The 22,210-nt window shown below is 60.4% G+C and carries 23 protein-coding genes; 6 read left to right on the forward strand and 17 right to left on the reverse strand.

Annotated features, from left to right (window positions below; genetic code table 11):
• Positions 1-299: 299 nt before the first annotated feature.
• From J7447_RS21610 to J7447_RS21620, 3 genes are all read right to left on the reverse strand, one after another.
• Positions 300-800 (reverse strand): GNAT family N-acetyltransferase, encoded by a 501-nt coding sequence (locus J7447_RS21610; protein ID WP_228870746.1) that lies wholly within the window; start codon positions 798-800, stop codon positions 300-302.
• Between the two features lie 347 nt (positions 801-1,147).
• Entirely contained in the window at positions 1,148-1,903 is a 756-nt protein-coding gene (locus tag J7447_RS21615; protein ID WP_055660066.1) for a glutamine amidotransferase, read from the reverse strand.
• A 94-nt stretch (positions 1,904-1,997) separates the two neighbouring features.
• On the reverse strand, positions 1,998-2,474 hold the full coding sequence (locus J7447_RS21620; RefSeq protein ID WP_023002633.1) for a TerB family tellurite resistance protein: 477 nt from the start codon (positions 2,472-2,474) through the stop codon (positions 1,998-2,000).
• A gap of 308 nt (positions 2,475-2,782) precedes the next feature.
• Between J7447_RS21620 and J7447_RS21625 the strand changes: the two genes are divergently transcribed.
• From J7447_RS21625 to J7447_RS21645, 5 genes are all read left to right on the forward strand, one after another.
• Positions 2,783-4,045 carry an imelysin family protein gene (locus J7447_RS21625; RefSeq protein WP_075282209.1) on the forward strand — a complete coding sequence of 421 codons (1,263 nt, stop codon included), beginning with the start codon at positions 2,783-2,785 and terminating at the stop codon, positions 4,043-4,045.
• 82 nt (positions 4,046-4,127) lie between these two features.
• Entirely contained in the window at positions 4,128-5,657 is a 1,530-nt protein-coding gene (locus J7447_RS21630) for a di-heme oxidoredictase family protein (RefSeq protein ID WP_209170896.1), read from the forward strand.
• Complete coding sequence (locus tag J7447_RS21635) at positions 5,657-6,736, forward strand: imelysin family protein (protein ID WP_209170899.1); 1,080 nt, start codon at positions 5,657-5,659, stop codon at positions 6,734-6,736. The genes J7447_RS21630 and J7447_RS21635 overlap by 1 nt, the downstream gene beginning before the upstream one ends.
• Positions 6,717-7,868 carry a DUF1513 domain-containing protein gene (locus J7447_RS21640; RefSeq protein WP_209170901.1) on the forward strand — a complete coding sequence of 384 codons (1,152 nt, stop codon included), beginning with the start codon at positions 6,717-6,719 and terminating at the stop codon, positions 7,866-7,868. The genes J7447_RS21635 and J7447_RS21640 overlap by 20 nt, the downstream gene beginning before the upstream one ends.
• Before the next feature lie 283 nt (positions 7,869-8,151).
• On the forward strand, positions 8,152-11,073 hold the full coding sequence (locus tag J7447_RS21645) for an AsmA family protein (protein ID WP_209170904.1): 2,922 nt from the start codon (positions 8,152-8,154) through the stop codon (positions 11,071-11,073).
• A gap of 114 nt (positions 11,074-11,187) precedes the next feature.
• Here J7447_RS21645 and J7447_RS21650 read toward each other — a convergent pair whose 3' ends face one another.
• The 3 genes from J7447_RS21650 to J7447_RS21660 form a co-directional block, all read right to left on the reverse strand.
• A complete protein-coding gene (locus tag J7447_RS21650; protein ID WP_075282205.1) occupies positions 11,188-12,240 on the reverse strand; it encodes an adenylate/guanylate cyclase domain-containing protein in 1,053 nt (350 codons plus the stop codon).
• The gene (locus J7447_RS21655) at positions 12,237-12,605 is read right to left on the reverse strand and encodes a group 1 truncated hemoglobin (protein WP_055660052.1); all 369 of its coding nucleotides are present in this window, start codon (positions 12,603-12,605) and stop codon (positions 12,237-12,239) included. Before J7447_RS21655 ends, J7447_RS21650 begins: the two co-directional genes overlap by 4 nt.
• Before the next feature lie 266 nt (positions 12,606-12,871).
• Positions 12,872-13,243 carry a VOC family protein gene (locus J7447_RS21660; RefSeq protein WP_077291442.1) on the reverse strand — a complete coding sequence of 124 codons (372 nt, stop codon included), beginning with the start codon at positions 13,241-13,243 and terminating at the stop codon, positions 12,872-12,874.
• Positions 13,244-13,289: 46 nt separating this feature from the next.
• On the opposite strand from J7447_RS21660, the gene J7447_RS21665 reads away from it, so the two are divergent.
• Positions 13,290-13,823, forward strand: coding sequence for a winged helix-turn-helix transcriptional regulator (locus J7447_RS21665; protein ID WP_209170906.1), 534 nt, complete (start codon positions 13,290-13,292; stop codon positions 13,821-13,823).
• Between the two features lie 229 nt (positions 13,824-14,052).
• On the opposite strand, the gene J7447_RS21670 is transcribed toward J7447_RS21665, so the two are convergent.
• The 11 genes from J7447_RS21670 to phnG form a co-directional block, all read right to left on the reverse strand.
• Positions 14,053-14,328 (reverse strand): hypothetical protein, encoded by a 276-nt coding sequence (locus tag J7447_RS21670; protein ID WP_209170908.1) that lies wholly within the window; start codon positions 14,326-14,328, stop codon positions 14,053-14,055.
• Between the two features lie 84 nt (positions 14,329-14,412).
• Positions 14,413-14,970 (reverse strand): phosphonate metabolism protein/1,5-bisphosphokinase (PRPP-forming) PhnN, encoded by a 558-nt coding sequence (phnN, locus tag J7447_RS21675; RefSeq protein WP_209170910.1) that lies wholly within the window; start codon positions 14,968-14,970, stop codon positions 14,413-14,415.
• Positions 14,971-14,983: 13 nt separating this feature from the next.
• Complete coding sequence (locus J7447_RS21680; RefSeq protein ID WP_209170912.1) at positions 14,984-16,129, reverse strand: alpha-D-ribose 1-methylphosphonate 5-triphosphate diphosphatase; 1,146 nt, start codon at positions 16,127-16,129, stop codon at positions 14,984-14,986.
• Positions 16,126-16,875 carry a DUF1045 domain-containing protein gene (locus J7447_RS21685; protein WP_209170914.1) on the reverse strand — a complete coding sequence of 250 codons (750 nt, stop codon included), beginning with the start codon at positions 16,873-16,875 and terminating at the stop codon, positions 16,126-16,128. Before J7447_RS21685 ends, J7447_RS21680 begins: the two co-directional genes overlap by 4 nt.
• 146 nt (positions 16,876-17,021) lie before the next feature.
• Positions 17,022-17,726 (reverse strand): phosphonate C-P lyase system protein PhnL, encoded by a 705-nt coding sequence (gene phnL, locus J7447_RS21690; protein WP_209170922.1) that lies wholly within the window; start codon positions 17,724-17,726, stop codon positions 17,022-17,024.
• Positions 17,727-17,734: 8 nt separating this feature from the next.
• Positions 17,735-18,523, reverse strand: a complete 789-nt coding sequence (gene phnK / locus J7447_RS21695; protein ID WP_023002648.1) for a phosphonate C-P lyase system protein PhnK — start codon at positions 18,521-18,523, stop codon at positions 17,735-17,737.
• The gene (locus J7447_RS21700; RefSeq protein WP_209170924.1) at positions 18,520-19,449 is read right to left on the reverse strand and encodes an alpha-D-ribose 1-methylphosphonate 5-phosphate C-P-lyase PhnJ; all 930 of its coding nucleotides are present in this window, start codon (positions 19,447-19,449) and stop codon (positions 18,520-18,522) included. The genes phnK and J7447_RS21700 overlap by 4 nt, the downstream gene beginning before the upstream one ends.
• Entirely contained in the window at positions 19,446-19,874 is a 429-nt protein-coding gene (fosX, locus tag J7447_RS21705; protein WP_209170926.1) for a FosX/FosE/FosI family fosfomycin resistance hydrolase, read from the reverse strand. The genes J7447_RS21700 and fosX overlap by 4 nt, the downstream gene beginning before the upstream one ends.
• On the reverse strand, positions 19,871-20,995 hold the full coding sequence (locus tag J7447_RS21710; protein WP_209170927.1) for a carbon-phosphorus lyase complex subunit PhnI: 1,125 nt from the start codon (positions 20,993-20,995) through the stop codon (positions 19,871-19,873). The genes fosX and J7447_RS21710 overlap by 4 nt, the downstream gene beginning before the upstream one ends.
• A gap of 3 nt (positions 20,996-20,998) precedes the next feature.
• A complete protein-coding gene (phnH, locus tag J7447_RS21715; RefSeq protein ID WP_209170928.1) occupies positions 20,999-21,625 on the reverse strand; it encodes a phosphonate C-P lyase system protein PhnH in 627 nt (208 codons plus the stop codon).
• Positions 21,625-22,110 carry a phosphonate C-P lyase system protein PhnG gene (phnG, locus tag J7447_RS21720; RefSeq protein WP_023002653.1) on the reverse strand — a complete coding sequence of 162 codons (486 nt, stop codon included), beginning with the start codon at positions 22,108-22,110 and terminating at the stop codon, positions 21,625-21,627. Before phnG ends, phnH begins: the two co-directional genes overlap by 1 nt.
• Positions 22,111-22,210: the final 100 nt, after the last annotated feature.

Here is a 22,210-nt window from a genome sequence, read left to right on the forward strand (position 1 = left end):
TTCCAGCTTGAGGGTTCGCTGTGCTCACGCAGATGCGCTGGATTCCGGATCTGCGTGCAGCTTCGCTGCACTTGTCCGGAATGACGGTGGATGTGCCTCTCGATTGTCATCCCGGGCGAAGCGTAGCGCAGACCCGGGATCCAGTATTCCCGGGCAGATGCAAATTGCGTCGAGCCCTGTCTTTTTCTGGGGCACCGCCCGCGTCTCCTGTGGAAACGTGTGTGGGGTAACAAGAGACGATAGTCGAGTTTCTTCGAATGTAGTCCTAGGAGCTGCTCCGATTTTCGCTTGGCCAAGGGCTAGAGCTGTTTCGATAGTCCAACTTTTTCCATCTCTACCTTCAGGATCGGATCGAAGCTCATCTGCCGCCATTCTTCCCGATATCCTAGATGGCGGTACAGGCTAAAGGCGCGGCTGTTGAGCGCGGCAACCTGGATATAGGCAACAGGGTGACCACGGTTGAGGATCTCTGTTTCAAGTGATCTGACCAAGGCTGTCCCAACACCGAGCCCCTCGAACGCAGGAGCGACCCAGATGTCGGAGATAGTGTCCTCGGCGTGTTCGCAGGCGCCGATGCCTGCAGGTTCGCCGTTGATTGTTCCGACGATCACCGCAGGCCCGAATGTTTTAAGAAAGGGAATAAATGGATTGTCAGCAAGGATCTCCTGACGGACTTTGTCCGGGACAAGAGGGGCAATGCCCTTCAGCCAGGCCTCCAGGCCAATACGAGCCAGGGTTTCTGTTTCTTCGGGCCTGGCGTTGTGAAGGTGAATTGCTGGACGGTCCAAAGCGTGTGTCACTCCCACTCCTGAATGATTGCCAGAAGCTTGCGGTTTCTGTTTCGCCGCATAGACAGCCTTATTCGCAAGAGTTGCGCAATCGGCGTCATTAAACTTGCGACACCCATTTCAAAAGCCGTTCGGGATTATTTGGGGCGACTTTTGTTACTCTTTCGTCTGTTACCGGAGGTGAGACGCGCAAGGGGAGTCCGGTGACAATTGTTGCAGAATTCGAGGCGCCTGAACCCCCGCCACTGTCGTTCCGGATCTGCGCACGGCTTCGCCTTGCTTGTCCGGAATGACGGTGGAGGCAGTTCAGGGTCAGGTTAAAGCAATGTCTTGCCGGGGTATCGGGTCTGAAACGCCGGTTATTCCGCTGCCTTCAGCATGCCGTGGCAAACCGGGGCGGCGGCCGTGCCGATCCAGAGGTCCAGAAAACGGTCGAGCCATTTCCGAACAGCGGGATCGTAAACGAAGCGTCCGGCAAAATGGTCGCGGCGTTGCTGGGCGCCGGGCAACTCCATGCGCGGGGCGCCCTTGGTCGTCCAGCGGACCATCATCTGGTGGGTCAGTTCCGGGTGAAACTGGATGCCGTAGGCGCAAGACCCGACGCGGATCGCCTGGTTCGGATAAGTCGGTCCGGAGGCCAGCAGATCGGCGCCGCGGGGCAGGTCGAACCCTTCCCGATGCCATTGATAGACCTTTTTCGGCCAGTCCATCAGGGATTTGCCTGCCTCGGTCGGCTGCAGCGGATAATAGCCGATCTCAACCAGGCTCTCATGATGGCCCGTGACTGTGCCGCCCATATGTTTGACCATCATCTGCGCACCAAGGCAGATGCCGAGAAAGGGTTTTTCCTCGGCAAGCGGAACACCGATCCAGTCGATTTCCTTTTGAATGAAGGCATCGGGATCGTTGGCGCTCATCGGGCCGCCGAAAATGACGGCGCCGGCATGGTTTTCCATGGTGTCGGGGAGAAGGTCGCCGAACCGAGGCTTGCGGATGTCCAGCGCGAAGCCGCGCTTTACAAGCTCAAGGCCCACTCGTCCGGGCGAGGAATGCTCCTGATGCAGGACAATCAGGACTTTCGGTCGGTTCTTCACGGGATCGGACTGAAAAAGCATGGACTTAATATGAGGGAGGTCGGCACGAAAATCGAGTCCCGTTGCCACTTCATCCTGCATAAATACGCGTCCCGGCTGATTATCGCGTGGGCGATCAGTCCAGTTCGTCGGTCTCCGGGGCAGTCTGGGCAACCTTGTGGCGCAGGGTCATGCGATCACGTGTGGAGACACCGAGAAGTTCGGCAACCCGCCAGATTGTGTTGTCCTCGAACTCGTGCACGTGGCCGTCGGCATAGACGATTTCCCACATCATCTCGACGATCGCGAGGCGCTCTTCCTCGTCGGTTGTGCGCTTCAGCACTGATGTGAAGCCGTACAGATCGACCGCTTCCTCGTCGCGCTGCTTGGCGGCGGCGATCAGTTCGGTCGTTTCCTTGTCCGTCAGGTCGTAGTGCTTGCGCAGGATTTCCCGCAGCTTCGAGCTTTCGCTTTCCTCAATCACACCGTCGATATCGATCAGGTGAAACAAGAGAGCCGCCGCAGCCAGGCGCTTGTCGTCTTCGGCGAAGGTCTTTTCTCCGCTGTCACCAAAGGTCAGCTCCCGAACAAAACTTTTCAGCGCATTGAGCATGTCTGTCGTTCCTGTTGCCTGGCCCCCCAAACAGGCCGGCTTTTATTGCTATACCATTCCCTCTTTACCATCAAAGGGTTGATGTCGGCTTTAAGACTTTGAGATGGGAATCAAATCCGGCATTTATAAGTCAACTTTTTGGAACCGTTCTAAACTATTGATTTTTTTGGAATTATAACTTGACTTCCTGCCTCATGAAATGGTTTCCCTCTCCCTGCGGCGCGTGTTTCCGCGCCACAAAATCATTCAGGTTTCGCCCAGAGACGGTCCACGCGCACTGCGGGCGACACATATTACGGGATGGATCAATGAATACTTTCAAGCTTGGCCTTCTGGCCGCTTCTGCCCTTTTCGTCACACCGGCTCTGGCTGCAGCACCTTCCGACGTTCTGTCGACCTACGGCGACATCGCCCAGGCGAAATATGCGGACTCGCTCGCAACGGCCAAGACGCTCAAGACCGCGATCGACAAGCTCGTAGCTGAGCCGACCGAAGCAAACCTGGAAGCCGCGCGCACCGCCTGGAAGGAAGCACGCGACCCTTACCAGCAGACAGAAGCGTACCGTTTCGGCAACGCCATTGTCGACGATTGGGAAGGCAAGGTGAATGCATGGCCGCTCGACGAAGGCCTGATCGACTATGTCGACGCGTCCTACGGTGATGAATCTGAAGAAAATGATCTCTACGTCGCCAACGTGATTGCAAATCCGACACTCAAGGTCGGTGGTGAAACCATCGATGCCACCGAAATCACGCCGACCCTCCTTGCTGAATCCTTGCAGGAAGCCGGCGAAGTGGAAACGAACGTTGCGACCGGTTACCACGCCATCGAATTCCTGCTGTGGGGTCAGGACCTCAACGGCACCGAAGCTGGTGCCGGCAACCGCCCTGCCACCGACTTTGATCCGGCCAACTGCACCGGTGGCAATTGCGAGCGCCGCATTCAGTATCTGCAGGCCGCAACCGATCTTCTGATTTCGGATCTCGAAGAAATGGCCAATGCCTGGGCTCCTGACGGGGCTGCGCGCGAAGAGCTGGCCGGCAAGGGCGAGGCCGGTGGTCTTGCTACCATCCTGACCGGCATGGGATCTCTGTCCTATGGCGAACTGGCCGGTGAGCGCATCAAGCTTGGCCTTATGCTGCATGATCCGGAAGAAGAGCATGACTGCTTCTCCGACAACACCCACATGTCGCACTACAACGACGTGGTCGGCATTCGGAACGTCTATTTCGGGTCGTACAAGAGCCCGGTCGGCAACGATGTTTCCGGTGCTTCCCTCGCCGATCTGGTGGCGGAAAAGGATCCGGCGCTGGCGGAAGAAATGAAGACGAAGCTCGACGCCACGCTGGCGGCTTTCGAAGCCATGAAGGCCCGGGCCGAAGGCGGCGAAGCCTATGACCAGATGATCGGCGAAGGCAATGACGAGGGCAACGCCGTCGTGCAGGCCGCTGTCGATGCGCTGGTTGACCAGACGGCTTCCATCGAGCGGGTCGTCAAGGTGCTTGAACTCGACGATATCGCGTTTGAAGGTTCCGACAGCCTGGACAACCCGGGCGCCGTTTTCGAATAATCGAACAGATCGTCAGGCGGCATCGGCCGCCTGACGGCTTGTCCGCGAATTGGGGCTCGCGGATTACAGTCAGGATGCGAATATGAGACTGGTCCCCAGACCGGGCGCCATGACGGGCGTCTTTTTGTGTTTCTGCCTGGCGGCAGGAACCGCTCTTTCAGATGATACGCTGTCTCACCGGGATGATCTTTCGGCCAAGGACAGGATCAAGGCCGCGAAGGTTCTGCAGCCGCCGGCCGATTTCGAAGCCGCTGAAGCCTTTGAAATCATGCAGGGCGGGGCCGGTACGTCCCGAAAGCGGATCAACCGGGATGCCTATTCCCACTCCAATGCCAATCTGACCTTCGAAGAACAGGCCACCTTCAAGGTGGGCAACGGGCTGTTCAAGAAGCTCTGGGCGTCTTCTCCCTCGTCGACACAGGCATCGGATGGCGTGGGACCGCTCTATAACGCGCGCTCCTGCCAGGGGTGTCACTTGAAGGATGGCCGGGGCCGACCGCCGCGGGCGGGTAAAGACGCGGTTTCAATGTTCCTTCGCCTGTCCATCCCGCCTCAGTCCGAGGCGCAGCGCCAGGCACTTGCCGACAAGGATATCCTGCTGGTGCCGGAGCCGACCTACGGCGGTCAGTTCCAGACCTTTGCGGTGCCGGGCCTGCCCGGAGAAGGACGCTTCGATATTGACGTGGAGGAGATCGAGGTTCCGCTGGCCGGTGGGGAAAAGGCTGTGTTGCAGAAGCCCGTCTACAGGATCCGGGATCTTGGATATGGCGACATGCACCCCGACACCATGATTTCGGCCCGCGCGGCCCCGCCCATGATCGGCCTCGGTCTGGTGCAGGCCATTCATCCCGGCGACATTGAAGCGCTTGCGGACCCTGACGACATCGACAGTGATGGAATTTCCGGCAAGGTCAGCCGGGTTCGTGATCCCGCGACGGGTGCGTTAACGCTTGGCCGTTTCGGCTGGAAGGCTTCCAAACCCTCGATCCGTGCCCAGTCCGCAGCAGCGTTTGCCGGTGATATCGGCATTTCGACGCCCGAGATGCCGGACAATTACGGCGACTGCACCAAGGCGCAGACAGCTTGCCGCGCCTTGCCTCATGGCGAACAGGCAAACCTCGGTGTCTCGGAAGCTCCGGACCCGGTCATGGATCTCGTCACTTTCTATTCGGAAAATCTGGCGGTGCCGATGCGCCGCGAGGTGGATGATCCCGAGGTGCTGAAAGGCAAGCAGGTTTTCTACCAGTCAGGCTGTCCGGCCTGCCACCAACCGAAATTCGTGACCAGTCGAAAGGCGGAAAATCCGGCGCACAGGTTCCAGTTGATCTGGCCTTATTCGGATTTCCTGTTACATGACATGGGCGAAGGCCTCGCCGACAATCGCCCGGTGGGTGACGCCAGTGGACAGGAGTGGCGTACGCCGCCGCTATGGGGCATTGGCCTGACCGAGACTGTCAACAATCACACCCGCTTCCTGCACGACGGCCGTGCACGCAATCTGCTGGAAGCGGTCCTGTGGCACGACGGCGAAGCCCGACAGGCGCGCGACGCTGTGGTTGCGCTTCCGACCGCCGACCGACAATCGCTTATACGTTTTCTGGAGTCCCTTTGATGCGCTGTTTGCTATTTGCCGCTCTTGTTTCCGGAGCTGTTATCGCCCAGCCCGCGTTCGCCACGGACTACGAGCCGAAACTAGGCAATCTGATCGAGACCTATATCCAACCGGCAACCGGTGCGTTTGCCGAAACCTCTGCAAATCTGCCGGACGCTGTTCGAGCGGTCTGCGCAAATGCGGATGAAGCATCGGTCGAGGGGTTCAGGACGGCCTTTTCAAACACTGTGCGGGATTTCTCCCATGTGCATTTCTTGCGGTTTGGCCCGTTGATCGACAACGATCGCCTCAGTCGGCTGGCCTTCCTGCCCGACCCGCGTGGCATCACGCAACGCCAGATCCGCAAGCTTCTCGCTTCTGAAGACAAGGACGCCTTGTCTGCGGCAACGCTCAAGGACAAGAGCGTCGCGGTTCAGGGGCTGACAGCACTGGAATTGCTTGCTTTCGACAAGGACAGTGCGGTTCGGCTTGGGCAGGCAGACGACGGCAAGGACTTCAGTTGCGGCTATGCACTGGCAATTTCGGAAAACCTTGCGGCCATGGCCAGCGAAATCGCTACCGGCTGGGAGGATCCCGACGGATACAGCGAGGTGCTCTTGACAGCCGAAGGCGGCAACGAGCGGTTCCATACGTCGAAGGAAGCGCTGGAAAGCGTGTTCAACGCGCTGGTCACGGGGCTGATCATCGCGCGGGATCAAGATGTGCTTCCGGCATTGGGAACCGGCAAGGCCAAGGCCAAGGCGACGCGCTTTCCGTTCTCGCGCTCCGGCAACAGCGTGGTCTATCTCAACGGCGAGCTGCTCGGCATTCAGAAGGCCATTGCTTCCCTCGACCTGAAGGACCTGACGCCGGACGATTTCACCTGGATTTACGACACGCTCAACTTCGAGTTTGGCAATGCCGTCACTCTTCTGGGGACCCTAGATCCGCCCTTGCGCCAGTCCTTTGAAGAAGGCGATGCCTACGACAAGATGGTTGTCCTGGCGATCACGCTGAAATCGCTTCGCGACACGATTGCCCTTGAACTTGCAGGTGCCCTGGAACTTGCCGGAGGTTTCAATGCGCTCGATGGTGACTAAGCCCCTTTCCCGGCGTGGTTTTCTGGCAGCACTCGGCGGCCTTGCCGCCTTGCCGGCATTTTCCGGCTCGACGCTGGCGGCAAGCCTTCTGAACCGGGAAGCATCCGACGGCGTGCCGCTGTTCGTGAGCGCCTACAAGCTTGAAAACGGCGATTATGGGGTCGGTGTTGTCGACGATCTTGGACAGGTTCTGGCCAGGATCGGTCTGCCGGGACGGGGCCACGGCGTCGCGGTTTCTCCCGACAGGACCAGGTTTGTGGCCTTTGCCCGCCGGCCCGGCACTTTCGCTGTCGTGGTTCGGCCATATCAGGATGTGGAGCCGGAGGTTCTCACGGCGGAACCGGGCCGCCATTACTATGGACATGGCTGTTTTTCCGCTGATGGCAGACTGCTCTATGCGGTCGAAAACGACTATGCCGCAGCCCGTGGCGTGATTGGCGTTTACGACATGAGTGGCCGTCAGGTTCGGCGGATCGGCGAGATCGAGACCCATGGCATCGGTCCGCACGACCTCCTGCTCGCGCCGGACGGGCGCACGCTTGTCGTTGCCAATGGCGGCATCATGACCCATCCGGACAAGGGGCGTGAAAAGCTCAATCTCGACACCATGGCGCCGACCGTGGTGTTCCTGGATCGCGAAACCGGTGATCTTCATGCCAGCCACGCACTGGACGCTTCCCTGCACCAGCTGTCGCTCCGGCATATGGCGCTGGACGGACAAGGGCGGGCTTGGGTCGGCGGTCAGTTCGAAGGGCCGGAAACAGACCTGCCGCCTCTGGTTGGCGTGTTTTCGCGGGACGAAGCACCCATCCTGACGGAAATTCCGACAGGTATCGCGTCAGGCCTTCAGAACTACATCGGCTCGGTGACCGCGAACGCAAGCGGTGAGGTCATTGCAACGTCCGCTCCAAGGGGTGGGCAGACGTTGTTCTGGAAGGCCGATACCGGCGCATTCCTGGGTGCCGAGGCCATTGCCGACGGATGCGGCGTTGCGCCGATCGATCAGGGCAGCTTTCTGATATCTGACGGCAACGGGGCATTGTCTCTTGTTGAGGATCCTGCCCAGCCGGCGGAAATTCTGGCTCGCCCACCGGGCATTTCCTGGGACAATCACATGTTTGCCCTGTCCTGAGACAGAGCATCGGACGGCCGAATCCTGCACCACTCAGGCTGTTTTCAGCCTGAATGGTGCCAACCTGGGGCAAATTCGGCAGACTTCCTGCTTTTGTCAAAATCGACTGGCACAGTGATCGCGATCGTATGCCGGTCCCAGGGGCGGTATGCGGTGTTGTAGACCGATTTGCCGGTATTTGATCGTTCTGTCTCCTTTCCTGCGCAAGCGTTTGCTTCTGCTTGGGGACGTTCCGGCCCGATTGGTCTACATTGGGGACCGATTCGCGACGGGGAGACACTAAATGCGTCGGCTTTTGATCGGACTGGGCAGTCTGCTGTTCATGCTGGTAACCATCATTCTGGTGGTGCCGCTGTTCCTGCCCAAGGACGAAATCAAGCGTCAGGTAGTTGAGCAGGTGGACAAGCGCTTTGGCTGGCGCGTGCGCCTGGACGGACCTGTGTCCTTGTCGCTGTTTCCTGGATTTTCGCTGGTCGCGGAAGATATCGGCCTTGCCGGCGAGGCCGGTGCCGACGGGATCGAGTTCGCCAAGGCCGAGCGTGTCGAATTTGGGCTCGCCTGGGGTGGTCTGGTTTCCGGTAATATCCAGGTGACCGGAATTGCCCTGGACAAGCCGGACATCTATCTGGAAATCGGCCCGAACGGCACCACGAGCTGGGAGCCCCGCCGCGACATCAGCGACATTGGCGACTTGATCGAGGCTGAAACCGGCGACGCTGAAACCGATGCGGTGGCGGAAGCCACGCCAGCGCCTGCGTCTGAAGCAGAGCCGGCAGAAACAGCCGCAGCTCCCGAGGGCTATCTCAAGAGCATTGGTGTCGACAGCCTGCAGATCACCGGCGGCACGGTGACCTACAAGGCGCCGGATGCTGCCGAGCCGGTTCGTATCTCCAACCTTGATCTCAGCCTGCAGGCGCCCAGCCTGTCGGGTGAGGTGGATCTGACATCCAGCTTCACGTTCCGCGAAATGCCGGTCGCCGTCGCAGGATCCCTGACCAACCCGCTCGCTCTCATGGGCGGGGAGCAGGTTCCGGTAGATCTGAAAATTTCCAGCGGTGAAAACAGCGTCTCGGTCACCGGTCAATCCGGCCTGGATCCGATGCGCGCCGAATTGGCTCTATCTGCAGCCGGGCCTTCGCTGAAAGCGCTTGCAGCGCTGGCCGGGCAGGACCTTGCCGCCGATCCGGGTGCTTTTGCCGTGTCGGCCAAGGTTGCAGGCACCGAGGCCATGCTGTCGCTGGCTGATCTCGACATCACGCTTGGCCAACTGTCTCTTGGCGGTGCGGCGGACGCGGATCTGTCGGGGAGCGTTCCTGAAGTCTCCGGCCGGCTGGTGCTGAAAGACGGTTCGATTGCCGATCTCCTGCAGCTGGCGGGCCGGGATTTGCCTGCAAGCGGCAAACTCAGCCTCGACCTTGCCTTTGCAACCGTGGGGCAGACAGGGGAGGAACTGCTTGCCGGTCTTGATATCACGGGGTCCGTACGTATCGCCGAGGGCGAGATTGGCGGACTTGGGCTTGCTTCGGCGGTTGGCGGCGATCCGGAAGCGGACCGCCTGACGAAGCTTGCCATGGATATCGATCTGCAGGGACTGGAAAACCCGATATCGCTCAGCGGTGCCTTGTCCTGGCGCGGCGAAGCGTTCAGCCTGACCGGCGAAGGCGACACCGCTCGCCTGCTGGCGGGGGGAGCTGCGCCGGTTTCCGTGAGCGTGAAAGGCAATCGCGTGAGCGCCGGCTTCAATGGTCGGGCTTCGCGTGACGGTGCGCTTGATGGTGCGGTCAGCGTCGATACTGCCGACCTGCGCGGGCTCATGGCGTGGCTCGGCAAACCGCTTGGCAGCGGTGGCGGTCTGAAGCGCTTCAAGGCTTCGGGCATCTTCGGCGTTGCAGGCGAGACGATTTCATTCGAGGAAACACGGTTCACGCTGGACGATACGTCGGGTGAAGCCAACGGACGGATCGTCCTTGGTGGCAAGCCAAGCGTTACGGCGCGGCTGGATCTGCGGGAACTTGTGCTTGACCCCTATCTCGGCGGCGCATCGTCTTCGGGCGCAGGCAGTGGCGGTGGTGGCGGTGGTGGCGGTTCTGGCCAGGCGTCCGGAAATTCCTCGGCTGGCGGCGGTAAACGCGGTGGGGCAGGTGGTTGGAGTACAGAGCCGATAGATTTCTCCGGTCTCAACGCGATCGACGCGGACTTCAAGCTGACCACCAGCGAAATCCGCTGGGACAAGATCAAGATCGACCAGAGCGCCCTGTCGACCACCATCAAGAACGGTGTGCTGACTGCGAACCTGGAAAAGCTGGCACTTTACGGCGGCTCCGGCACCGGTACGGTTACGCTCAACGGAGCGTCCGCAACACCTCAAGTTGCCGCGAAATTTGCTCTCGCCAACCTCAATGCCTATCCGTTGCTGCGCGATGCAGCCGATTTCAGCTGGATCGAAGGCAAGGCCAACATCAACCTGGATGTTACCTCCAAAGGCGGCAGCGAACAGGCATTGGTGCAGGCCCTGAACGGGACAGCCAACTACACGTTCGCCGACGGCGCGATCAAGGGTATCAACGTGCCGCAGATGGTGCGTGGCCTGTCGGTGGAGACGTTGCTCGGATGGCAGGCCAATCCGTCGGCCAAGACCGATTTCAGCTCGCTCGGGTCAACGTTCCAGATCCAGAACGGCATTGCCAAGACCGACGATCTGTCCCTGATCGGGCCGCTGGTTCGCATGACCGGCAAGGGCACGACGGACATGCCGGCGCAGCGACTTTCCTGGCGTGTGGAGCCGAAGATCGTGCCGACGCTGGAAGGTCAGGCCCCGCAGCCTCGGCGGAAGGGCGAAGACAAGAAGCTGGCCGGCCTAGGTGTGCCCATCGTGATCGAAGGTCCGTGGAACGATCCGCGGATCTATCCGGACATCAAGGGTATTCTGGAAAACCCGGAGGCAGCCTACAAGCAACTGCAGCAGACCGGCGGTGAGCTGATCTCCATTCTTCAGGGAAAGAAGGAACCATCCCAGGAGCTGGTTGACCAGGCCAACAAGGTCATCAACCAGGCGACCGGCGGCAAGACCCAGATCGACGTTCAGAAGGTTCTGGATGGCGAGGTCGATGACGAGGAAGTTCTGAAAGCGGTAGAAGAAGGTTTCGGTCTGCCTTCCGGCCTTTTGGGCAACGTTTTCGGGAACAAGAAGAAAAACAAGAACTGACGACACATTGGCGCAAAGGTGCTGCGTTCGGGGGCTGCACCTTTGCTTTTGCCGTGGGACTGAGCGGGCAGGTTTCGGCTGTGCGAGTGGCTTGGCAGCGGACCTGTTGTCCGGTCAGAACTGCCGCGCCCTATGGGCCAGTTCGACACCAGGACTGACCCGCATCAGCCGCATTTCTCCAAAGCTGCGGATCTCGCGTTTGCCAAGGTCTTCCAGGTGAAACTCGTCCACCAGGAATTCCTTCATGGCATCCGGCGCAACGACGCACATGGGATTGGCGAATTCCTGCAGTCGTGCAGCAAGGTTCACTGCCGAGCCGAAGACGTCATAAACGTACTTCTGGATTCCGACGACGGAACCGACTGCCGATCCCGTACCCAGTCCGACACGCGCCCGCCACTTGTGTTGATGGCTCTGGTTCCGACGCTCCAGATAACGAATGAAGCGCACGGCGCAGTTGGCAACAGCGCGCATATGATCCGGCGAGGGCTCGGGCATGCCTGAAACGGCAAGATAGGCATCGCCGATGGTCTTGATGCGCTCACAGCCGAATTGCTCGGCGATACGGTCGAATGCGGTAAAGATGTCGTTCAGTTCTCCAAGCGTCACCGTCGGGTCGTGCTCTGCGGAGAATTTCGTGAAGTCCACGAAGTCGAGCATGACCACGGAAACACTCTCGTAAAGCTGCGGCGTGACGACACCAAAGGTCTTGAACTCCTCGTAGACCGAACGCGGCATCAGGTTGAGCAGCAAACGCTCGACACGTTCCTTCTCGCGTTCCAGTTCCCGCGTATTCCGCTCTACCATGGAGGAGTAACTGTCGATCATCGACTCCAGTTCGCGGATCCGCGTGATGTTCTGGCACTCAACGACGAGGAAGTCCTGCTCTTCAGCTGGCGAAACGGTCAAGGCGATGACCAGGGTCCGGCGCTTGAGCTTGACGGAGACTTCTCCGGAAAAGCGTCCTTGCTCTTTGATTGCTTCGCGAAGCTGTTCGATGTCGATATCCGGCAGCAGATCGGCAAGCGTGGTGACGGCTTCCGGCTTGCCGAACCAATCGGAAAACGGAGCGTTCTGGAACAGGAACTGGAGGTCCTTGCTGTTGACGACGGCAATGCCGACCCCGATCGCGCGCAAGAGCTGCTGGTTGATGGCGGTGATGCTCATGTCGCACCGGTCGAAAGAATGGCGGAACGACGCGCTTCGATTGCCGACATCACGGACTTGATGTCTGCAGGGTCGAACTTGTGTTCCACCAGCGTCTCGCGCAGGAGACGTGCAACTTCGTCAAAGTCCTCGTTTTTCAGGTCAAGGGTGGCATGGGTTCGTCTCAGCCGCTCTTCCGAATAGCTGACCGGCCCGCCCAACAGGTAGGAGATAAACTTGGTCTGATGATCGATCAGGCGGGTCATGTCGACGTCGTCGAAAAAGTCACCGATCTCTTCGGAATCGAGAACCTTGTCGTAAAAGGTCATTACGATGCGGCTCACCGACCCGAAGCCGCCGTACTTTTCAAACAATGTCGCAGGCATGCCGCAGAACTCGATTTTCAGAATGAGATCAAGAATAAGAGAGTAGTCGACTATTCTGGCAATGCAAAGATTTTGTGTCGACTATTCCTTTGCGTCATTCTCCTGCTTCCTCTGGGAAGCATGACGTATTTCTGTCGCCTGCTGCCTGTCAGATCGTAAATTCGTGCCTTGGATGTTTGCGAAAACCCGCTGCAGACAGTATCCGGTCGGTCGCCCGACCGGATGTGCCGATGTTCTTCGGGGGGCTCCTGTTCCTTGTGAGCCGCCTATTTGGACAGGTCCTGAGCAAGCATGAGCGCGTTGCCATCGGGATCGTAGAAGGTTGCGGTGCTGACCATGCCTTCGATGGTCTCCGTCGCTCCGTCGAATTTGACACCGGCCTCTTCCAGCGCACTGCGGGCACCTGCGATATCGGCCACGCCGAAGACGGGAACCGTGTTTCCGGGCGTGGGTTCGGATTGTTCGCCCAGTCCCAGGGTCACGCCTTCGGTTCGGGTTGCCAGCTCGCTCCAGCCAGCTTCGTCCATATGATAGAGCAACTCGAATCCGAGTTTTTGCGCGTACCAGTCGGCACTTGCATGCCTGTCGCGAACGGAGAGGGCGAGAGTGATCGTATTATCCAGAGAAACGACAGGCATGAGACTTTCCTATGTATCAAAAGTATAGTAGCTATAAAATATGAATATGCAGCTTCTTGTCAACCTCACATCCAAAGCCTGGTCGCTGAAAATTCTGGCTCAGTTGCATGCAGGTGTTTCCGGTCGGCAAGCCCCGCTGATCGCGGCGACAGGGGCGAGTCGCAGTTCTTTTGCAGCAAGCCTAGAACATCTGTTCCAGCTTGGACTGCTGGAGCGGAACCCCGGCCACGGCCATCCCCTGCGGCCCGAGTTTCGGCTGACGGACAAAGGCAAGGTTGTTGCTGCCATGGCGAGCCGGATCGAGGAGATCGTTCCGAACGAGGATGCCTTTTCGGTACTGCGACGCAGCTGGACGGTGCCTATCCTGGCAGTAACCGGGGCGCCAAGCCGGTTTTCGGCGATCAAGTCAGACCTCGGTCCGGTGACGGACCGGGCCCTGTCGAAGTCCCTTGGTGTTCTGGAAGAGAAGGAGTGGCTGAGGCGGGACATCGACCTGTCACAGCGCACACCTTTCCCGATCTATCACGCCGTGAATGCGGGTTTGAAAATCAATCAGGCGATCGCTGCAGGCGCCCGTTGACCCGGATGTGAACCAAAGTTCTACCCTGTGGTTGTATTTTCTGGCCTCGAAATGAAGGTTTTTCGGCTGCAGTCCACCGCACAAGTCTTTGTCCAAGAACAATAATTTCGAAATCAATGAATCTGGGCGTGTAATGACGCATCATGACTCTTCTGGTTCATTGCAGTTTCCGGGTGTAGCGCTACGCTTGACTGGTCGAGGCGAATCTTGCGAGGCAAGCATGTCCCGGTCAGACGAAGAGAAATGCGGTCGCCTGATGCGCACCGCTTGCAGAAATGTCATCGGATTCTGGCAGCTTTTGCAGGAACCGGATGTTCACAGGCTCGATCATGTCAAACGCCTGCAGTATCGGGCCTACATGATCGGTTCCGCCCTCCATCTGGCAGACCTTGTGGTCAGGCACGAACACGCCCTGATCCATCTCCGCCGGGCGGTCGGGGAGCCCGAACTGGGCGAAGAAGCAAAACAGTTCCGCACCATGGTTCACGCGTTCGACGGTGATCATCAGGACGCACTGGATGCCAGGGCCCTGATTTTCAGTCAGGCCGTTCAGAGCGCGTTTGCGGATTAGAGACGGGTACGGTTGAGGTCAAAGGCCGAGTGCGGCGACCATCCTGTCGACCGCATCCTCCACCGTGCCGGTGTTTTCGATGCGGATCAGATTGGCGACGTTTTCCGGTTCAAGGTCGGCACGGCGCAGCCGTTCCTCTATTTCCTGTCTGCTTTCGCGACCACGTGCGGCGAGGCGTTCGGCGAGGACTTCGACCGGCGCGGTGATCAGCAGAACGCTGGCGTTTCGGTACTTGTCCTCTGCGTGCTTCAATACCTTGCGCGAGCCATTGGCAATCACGGTTGCGCCCGCTTCGATTGCCCGGTCGTAGCCTTGCGGGATGACGTAGCCGAGCCCGTGGGCCTCCCAGCACAGGGCAATCTTTCCGGCAGCTTTCAGCTGATCGAATTCGGCGCGCGAAAGCGTGTCGTGATCCTCAGCCTCGACATCAGCCTGCCGGGTGATCGCTCTCCGGGCGAAGCTGACGTCCGTCCGGCCCGCCAGACGGGCCTTGAGTGCGGCCATCAATGTGTCCTTGCCGGCTCCGCTCGGCCCAACCACGAGCACCATGCGGCCGGGGCCGAGTTTTTCTGTCATGTCGGACGCAGCCTCAGGCAACCCGTTTGCCCTCGCGCCAGACACCGCGCACGATCGGGATGTCACCAACCATTTTCACCTGGATGAGATCGGCCCTGAGGCCGGGTTCCAGGGTGCCGCGGTCTTGCAGGCCAATGGCCTTCGCGGGCGTCGCCGTGACCATGGCGACTGCCTGTGGCAGGGCAATCGCCTCGACCTCTGCTGCCAGCTGGAACGCAGCCTGCAGCAGCGAAATCGGCACATAGTCCGAGGAGAGCACATCCAGAACGCCCGCTTCGGCAAGCGCCTTCGCCGAGATATTCCCGGAATGGGATCCGCCGCGGACGACGTTCGGCGCGCCCATCAGAACAGCCATACCGGCTTCGTGCGAAGCCTTGGCGGCTTCCAGTGTGGTTGGAAACTCGGCGATTTTCGTCTGCAGTGAAATCGCCTCTTCCACATGGGCGGTGGTGGCGTCGTCGTGGCTGGCGATGGCGATGCCGCGCGATTGGGCGATGGCCGAGAGATGCTTGCGGTTTTCAGGAGCAAGACTGCTGGCGCGCGCCTGGCGCTTGCGGATGAAGTCGTCCATCTGGGCGTCGGTGAAGCCCTTCTTGCCCTGATAGTAGATCTTGTAGGCATCCATCGACACGAACTGGCGCTGACCGGGGGTGTGGTCCATCAGCGAGATCAGGCGGATGCTGTCGTCGTCCTCGAACACCTTGAAGGCGCTGAGCACGTCGGGTGCAGACACTTCGCAGCGCAGGTGGATGAAATGGTCGGCGCGGAGGCGGTTTTCCCGCTGGCCGGTTTCAATGGCATCTGCAAGCGCGCGCATATCCGAATAGCCAAGGTCCGCGTCTTCATCCATGCCGACGCGCAGCGCATCGAACACGGTGGTGATGCCGGAACATGCGATCTGGGCGTCGTGGGCCTGCACGGCGGAAACCGGGCTCCAGCGCACCTTGGGACGCGGCGCATAGTGGGTTTCCAGGTGGTCGGTATGCAGCTCGACCAGGCCAGGCAGCAGGAAGTCGCCTTCGCAATCATGCCCGTCGACCTCGGTCGGCGACCCGATGCCGGAAATCAGACCGGCATCATCGACCGTCAGGGAACCGTCGAACACTTCGCCTGCGAGAACCAGACTGGCATTCTTGAAGACCTTGGGATGCTTGCTCATGCAGATTCCTCTTGGGAAAGACGCTCGGCCTGGCTGAGGGCGTCGGCGGGAGCGACGCTGCCGGTCAGCTGAAAGACGGTATGGACCTGGAAAGGCGCGCCGCGTTCGGCTTCGGTGTAGAGCGCAACGTGGCGGCACAGCCGCTTCTTGCCAATGACATCCGCAAAGTGGTCCTGGGCGGCATTTGCCATCCGCTCCATGTCGCTGTCGTCTTCCAGTTTGTTGGAAAGGGTCAGGTGGAAGCGGAATTCATCGAAGATATAGGGATAGCCCCACCTGACGAGATAGGTGTCATGCCTTTCCGACAGTCCGCTCTTGCGGCGGCGCTCAAGATCCGCCTCGGACAGTGGTGCGCGGAACGGCTCGAAGCGACGCACGCACAGGCCGGCGAAGGCGCGCAGGGCCGGCTCTTCTGCCTCAGGGGTCAGCGCCAGAAAGCGGCCGAGCCTGTTCACGCCGAGCGCTTCTACCTCGTAAGGGGCGATTTCCGCCGCAAAGGCTGCGCAGGCGTCCAGCAGCGCTGCCTCGGTCTGATCGGCTGCGAGGGAAAACGGGGCTTTCAAAGTCCCGTGAAATCCATAGCGCCGGGGGTCGGTCGTCACCTCCTGGAAACGTGCCGATGTCATGCCGGGCAGCTCCGGCTGCGGAAGGGCCGTGCCGGAAAAGGGATCGCGCCCGAGCCAGGAATTTCCGAGCTGCATCAGGCGGTCGTCGGCATCGGCGGCGAAATAGAGGGCGTAGCGCATGAAGAAAATCGCGATTTTGAAATGTGGTTTGGCCGGGATGTGGCAGGGCCACATCCTTCAACTTTCTGAGGGAGTGACCTAAAGGCGGGCGGTGACTTTTCTGTGACAGTTTCCGCCCGTCTGCAAGCCTTTCCTCATCTCGTGGCTCAGGCGGCTGCCTCCGCGCTGAAACCGGTCACGTCGATTATGCGGTCGGCGATCTGTTCCCGGACGTCCTGGTCGTGAAGAATGCCCACCATGGCAACGCCCTGGGTTTTCTTTTCTTCCACCAGACGGACGACCACGGCCCGGTTGGCAGCGTCGAGAGAGGCGGTTGGCTCGTCCAGCAGCAGGATCGGATAATGGGCAATGAACCCCCTGGCGATGTTCACGCGCTGCTGCTCGCCGCCGGAGAACGTGGCGGGCGGCAGGGTCCACAGGCGCTCGGGGACATTCAGCCGCGACAGCAGGGAGCGGGCCTTGTCGACGCCCTCTGCCTCGCTGGTGCCCTGGGCGATAAGCGGCTCGGCGACGACGTCTTCGGCCGAAACACGCGGGATGGTGCGCAGGAACTGGCTGACATAGCCGATCGTGTCTTCACGCAGTCGCAGAACCTTGCGCGGCTCGGCCCCGGCCATGTTGACGATTTCATCGCCAACCGTCACCAGGATCTGGCCCTCGTCACAGCGGTAGTTGCCGTAGATCATCTTGAGGATCGAGCTCTTGCCGGCACCGGAGGGGCCGCCAAGGACGACACATTCGCCGGAATTCACCGAGAATTCGACCTTCTCGACCACGGGAATGACGGTTCCGCCCTGCAGGTGCATGATGAAGGACTTGCCGACGTTGTTGAGATAGAGGCGTACGGGCATTTCGGTCCTCATACCTGGAGAATGGAAGAAACAAGCAGCTGGGTATAGGGCTCGCGCGGATCGTCGAGCACCTGGTCCGTCAGGCCGCTTTCGATGACGTTGCCGTGGCGCATCACCATGATCCGGTGCGACAGCAGCCGGGCGACCGCAAGGTCGTGGGTGACGATGACCACGGAAAGTCCGAGATCGGCCACCAGGCGGCGCAAGAGGTCGAGAAGACGTGCCTGCACGGAGACGTCCAGACCGCCGGTCGGCTCGTCCATGAAGACCAGCCGTGGTCTCGTGACGAGGTTGCGGGCGATCTGCAGGCGCTGGCGCATGCCGCCGGAGAAGGAGCGCGGATCGTCATCGATCCGGTCGCTGTCGATTTCCACCCGTCCCAGCCAGTCGTCGGCGGTGGAGCGGATGTTGCCGTAGTGGCGCTCGCCAACTGCCATCAGCCTTTCGCCGACGTTGGCGCCTGCGGAAACGTTCATGCGCAGGCCGTCCGCAGCATTCTGGTGCACGAACCCCCAGTCGGTGCGCATCAGCAGGCGGCGCTCGGCCTCGGTCAGCTGATAGAGGTTGCGCATGGTGCCGTCGCGCATGCGGTATTCGATCGCTCCCGCCGTCGGCGCGAGACGTGTCGACAGGCAGTTGAGCAACGTGGTCTTGCCGGATCCGCTTTCGCCGACGATGGCAAGCACCTCGCCGGGCCAAAGATCGAAGGAGACATCGGCGCAGCCGATGCGGTCGCCATAGTAGCGGGTGACGTTATGAACCTGCAGCAGCGGGTCCGCGGAGGGAAAGGTGTTCATCGGGCAGTCTCCTCTGCCTGGGTGGCGCCGAACTGGTGTGCCGCCGGATCGGCCGCCATCGGGCCGAGATGGCCTTCCGCGCGCCGTTCCTCGCAATAGTCGCTGTCGGAGCAGACGAACATGCGCCCGCCCTTGTCATCCAGGATCACCTCGTCGAGATAGACATTCTCCGCGCCGCACAGGCCGCAGGGCTTGTCGAACTTCTGCACCTCGAAAGGATAGTCCTCGAAGTCGAGGCTCTTCACCTTGGTGTAGGGCGGAATGGCGTAGATGCGTTTCTCACGCCCGGCACCGTAAAGCTGAAGCGCCGCCATCTGGTCGATCTTCGGGTTGTCGAACTTCGGCGTCGGCGAAGGATCCATCACGTAGCGGTCGTTGACCTTCACCGGATAGGCGTAGGTAGTGGCGATATGGCCGTTCTTGGCGATGTCCTCGTAAAGCTTCACATGCATGAGGCCGTAATCCTCGAGCGCATGCATCTTCCGGGTCTCGGTTTCGCGTGGCTCCAGGAAGCGCAGGGGCTCGGGAATCGGCACTTGGAAGACGATGATCTGGTCTTCGCGCAGGGCCTTTTCCGGAATCCGGTGGCGTGTCTGGATGACGCTTGCCTCCGATGTTTCGTAGGTGGTGCGCACGCCGGCGGTCTTTTCAAAGAAACCGCGCAGGGAAACCGCATTGGTGGTGTCGTCGGAGCCCTGGTCGATCATCTTCAGGCAATCGTCCTTGCCCAGAATTGCCGCCGTGACCTGCACCCCGCCGGTGCCCCAGCCATAGGGCATCGGCATTTCGCGCGAGGCGAAAGGCACCTGGTAACCCGGTATCGCGATGCCCTTCAGGATTGCCCGGCGGATCATGCGCTTGGTCTGCTCGTCCAGATAGGCGAAGTTGTATTCGCCCTGTTCGAAAATCTGAGCCGTATCGTTCATTGCGCAGCACTCCGTTCCCTGAGTATCCGGCGATAGTGGTCGAGGCGCATGTCCAGCGTTCCGGTGTGCAGCTCGAACAGGTGATTGTCGTTGTCGTAGAAATAGATGGACCTGCCTTCACCTTCGACGCGGGCGCGCGGTGGTTTGACTTCCAGGCCAAGGCGCTCGACGGCTGCCAGCTTCGTGTCGAAGTCTTCTTCTTCGATCTTGAAAGCCACGTGATTGTAGGTGCGCTCGTTCAGGGCATCGCCCTGCATGATCGCGATCCAGACGTCACCGACCAGAAAGAACTTTTCCTGGGAGAGGGAAAAGGTGGCCTCTTCACTGGAGTAGACTTCCCGGGCCCCGAGTACCGTCGTCAGCAGGTTCGTCATCCTTTCGAGATCACTGACGATGAACGTCATATGACTAAGTCCGCTGCTCATTCCGCCGCCTCCTGGGCGGTGTTGCCCTCTTCTTCTTCCTGGCGTCGTTTTTCGAACCATTCGCCGCGCATCCGGCGCACCAGATCGAGTTCGGCCTGGAAATCGACGTAATGCGGCAGCTTCAGGTGTTCGACGAAACCGGTCGCCTGGATGTTGTCTGAATGGGACAGGACGAATTCGACATCCTGAGCCGGGGCGGACTGTTCCTCGCCCAGTTCCTGCCACCGCATGGAACGGTCGACCATGGCCATGGACATGGCCTTTCTCTCCACCTGCCCGAACACGAGGCCGTAACCCCGGGTGAAGGTCGGGGCGGTCTTGGCCGAACCCTTGAACTGGTTGACCATCTGGCACTCGGTTACCTTGATGGCGCCGAGCGTCACGGCAAAGCCGAGTTCCTCAGCGAAGAATTCCACCTCGACCTCGCCGTAGCGGATTTCGCCGGCGAAGGGGTGTGTGCGGCCATAGCCGCGCTGGGTGGAATAGGCCAATGCCAGCAGGAAGCCTTCGTCGCCACGGGCAAGGTTCTGCAGGCGCAGGTCCCTGTCGGCCGGGAAGGACAGGGGCTCGCGGGTCAGGTCGCCGACGGGCGCGTCCTCGTCGGTTACCGGGTCCGGCTCCATCAGGCCTTCGTCGCCAAGCAGGTCGGTGACGCGCGGCATGCTGCCTTCTTCAGCGGTAGCTGTTTCGACAGGCTTTTCGAGACCGTCCTCTTCGGCGGCCAACGCGAAATCCAGAAGGCGGTGGCTGTAGTCGAAGGTCGGGCCCAGCACCTGGCCGCCCGGCAGGTCCTTGTAAGTGGCTGAAACGCGCCGTTCCACCAGCATCTTCGCGGTGTCAATCGGCTGGCTGTAGCCGAACCGTGGCAGGGTCGTGCGGTAGGCACGCATCAGAAACGCGGCTTCGATCAGGTCTCCGCGCGCCTGCTTGATGGCAAGTGCGGCCAGCATCTCGTCATAGAGCGAGCCTTCGCCCATGACACGGGCGACAGCATGGGACAGCTGCTGGGCGATCTGCTCCAGCGTCAGCGAGGGAACGGAGGTGTCGCCCCGGCGGCGCTTGGCCATGAGCTTGTGGGCGTTGCGGATGGCCTTTTCACCACCCTTTACGGCTACATACATGGATCAGACCTCCGCTTTGAGGATGCGGGTGGAACGGGGCAGGGCAGACAGCGCTTCCTGTCCGGCAAAAACCAGATCGATACCTCGTGGAAACTGGCGGTTGTTGGCAATCACCTGGTCCCAGAACACCGGTGGAACCGGACCGGTGCCAAAGGAAACGGTGTCCTTGATGCCCGGGCCGCTAAAGGAGACGGCTGAATGGGACCCGAAGTCCTGACCGGTCAGGATCACCGTTGTCGACCGGTCCGGATATTCGGCGGATCCCTGGTTGAAACTTGCCAGGGGGATCATGCTCACCGGTGCGCTGACCAGCGCAAAGGCCGCTTCCACCGGTTCGGTGACGATCGGGCAGCCGGTGTGGAAGCGCAGAAAGGTCTTCACGGCGTCCGACGTCATCAGAGGCTTGTCGAGCCAGATCGGCGTGTCGTAGTCGAACAGGGTCAGGGCAATGGCGGCGGCCGCCTGCGTCAGCGGTGCGGGCGGCTTCAGATTGCCGGTGGAAATCGCCTGCCGCGTACCCGGCCGGGCCATGGCATTCATGATCGCGCGAAAGCAGCCCTGCGCATCGTGAACCGGGTCCTGAAATCCTGCAGCCAGCGGGGCGGCGGCGGTCTGTTGTGCTGCGTTCATCAGTTGTCTCCCCGCACCATGGTGAAGAAGTTGACCTTGGTGGCCTCGGTTTCCTCGCGAACGGTTTCCTGCGTGCCTGCCTGGGCTTCGGCCAGCGGCGCGATGATGTCCGTCTCGATGCGCTCCTGCATTGCAGGGCGTTGCCACAGGGCGTCGATTACGGCGGACTGCAGCGCTTTCTGCTTGTTGCGGCCAAGGCTGTAGGCATTGCCGGTTTCACCGGTTTCCAGGCGAACCACGCAGCGGGTGACGGTGACCTCGCCCAGGTTGAACGGACTGCCGGTGCCGCCCATGCGGCCGCGCACCATCACCAGTCCGGTTTCGGGCTGGCGCACCAGCTCGTAGCTTTGCGGCGGAAGTGCGCTGAATTTTTCCGCGACGGCCTCGGCGGAGGCTGCGGCCAGTGTCGCGATGACCTTCTGGCGGGCGCCGACTGCCGCGCCGGCTTCGGTGTCCGGGGAGGATGTGGAGGGTATGTCTGTCATGAAGCGCGCCTTTTGGGTTGGGCGGTTCTTCGGAAAGCGTTTGAAAACGCCCTTGTCCTAGACTTGATTTGTCTATTTGTCTAGACAAATAATCCGGTTG

Source organism: Labrenzia sp. R5_0 (assembly GCF_017743835.1).
Taxonomy (GTDB): Bacteria; Pseudomonadota; Alphaproteobacteria; order Rhizobiales; family Stappiaceae; genus Roseibium; species Roseibium algicola.

Excerpts from the sequence above, each read along its gene's own strand:
- J7447_RS21615 (WP_055660066.1), bottom strand. The coding sequence starts at position 1,903 with ATGCTTTTTCAGTCCGATCCCGTGAAGAACCGACCGAAAGTCCTGATT.
- J7447_RS21620 (WP_023002633.1), bottom strand. The coding sequence starts at position 2,474 with ATGCTCAATGCGCTGAAAAGTTTTGTTCGGGAGCTGACCTTTGGTGAC.
- J7447_RS21625 (WP_075282209.1), top strand. The coding sequence starts at position 2,783 with ATGAATACTTTCAAGCTTGGCCTTCTGGCCGCTTCTGCCCTTTTCGTC.
- J7447_RS21630 (WP_209170896.1), top strand. The coding sequence starts at position 4,128 with ATGAGACTGGTCCCCAGACCGGGCGCCATGACGGGCGTCTTTTTGTGT.
- J7447_RS21635 (WP_209170899.1), top strand. The coding sequence starts at position 5,657 with ATGCGCTGTTTGCTATTTGCCGCTCTTGTTTCCGGAGCTGTTATCGCC.
- J7447_RS21640 (WP_209170901.1), top strand. The coding sequence starts at position 6,717 with ATGCGCTCGATGGTGACTAAGCCCCTTTCCCGGCGTGGTTTTCTGGCA.
- J7447_RS21645 (WP_209170904.1), top strand. The coding sequence starts at position 8,152 with ATGCGTCGGCTTTTGATCGGACTGGGCAGTCTGCTGTTCATGCTGGTA.
- J7447_RS21650 (WP_075282205.1), bottom strand. The coding sequence starts at position 12,240 with ATGAGCATCACCGCCATCAACCAGCAGCTCTTGCGCGCGATCGGGGTC.
- J7447_RS21655 (WP_055660052.1), bottom strand. The coding sequence starts at position 12,605 with ATGCCTGCGACATTGTTTGAAAAGTACGGCGGCTTCGGGTCGGTGAGC.
- J7447_RS21660 (WP_077291442.1), bottom strand. The coding sequence starts at position 13,243 with ATGCCTGTCGTTTCTCTGGATAATACGATCACTCTCGCCCTCTCCGTT.
- J7447_RS21665 (WP_209170906.1), top strand. The coding sequence starts at position 13,290 with ATGCAGCTTCTTGTCAACCTCACATCCAAAGCCTGGTCGCTGAAAATT.
- J7447_RS21670 (WP_209170908.1), bottom strand. The coding sequence starts at position 14,328 with ATGATCACCGTCGAACGCGTGAACCATGGTGCGGAACTGTTTTGCTTC.
- phnN (WP_209170910.1), bottom strand. The coding sequence starts at position 14,970 with ATGACAGAAAAACTCGGCCCCGGCCGCATGGTGCTCGTGGTTGGGCCG.
- J7447_RS21680 (WP_209170912.1), bottom strand. The coding sequence starts at position 16,129 with ATGAGCAAGCATCCCAAGGTCTTCAAGAATGCCAGTCTGGTTCTCGCA.
- J7447_RS21685 (WP_209170914.1), bottom strand. The coding sequence starts at position 16,875 with ATGCGCTACGCCCTCTATTTCGCCGCCGATGCCGACGACCGCCTGATG.
- phnL (WP_209170922.1), bottom strand. The coding sequence starts at position 17,726 with ATGCCCGTACGCCTCTATCTCAACAACGTCGGCAAGTCCTTCATCATG.
- phnK (WP_023002648.1), bottom strand. The coding sequence starts at position 18,523 with ATGAACACCTTTCCCTCCGCGGACCCGCTGCTGCAGGTTCATAACGTC.
- J7447_RS21700 (WP_209170924.1), bottom strand. The coding sequence starts at position 19,449 with ATGAACGATACGGCTCAGATTTTCGAACAGGGCGAATACAACTTCGCC.
- fosX (WP_209170926.1), bottom strand. The coding sequence starts at position 19,874 with ATGAGCAGCGGACTTAGTCATATGACGTTCATCGTCAGTGATCTCGAA.
- J7447_RS21710 (WP_209170927.1), bottom strand. The coding sequence starts at position 20,995 with ATGTATGTAGCCGTAAAGGGTGGTGAAAAGGCCATCCGCAACGCCCAC.
- phnH (WP_209170928.1), bottom strand. The coding sequence starts at position 21,625 with ATGAACGCAGCACAACAGACCGCCGCCGCCCCGCTGGCTGCAGGATTT.
- phnG (WP_023002653.1), bottom strand. The coding sequence starts at position 22,110 with ATGACAGACATACCCTCCACATCCTCCCCGGACACCGAAGCCGGCGCG.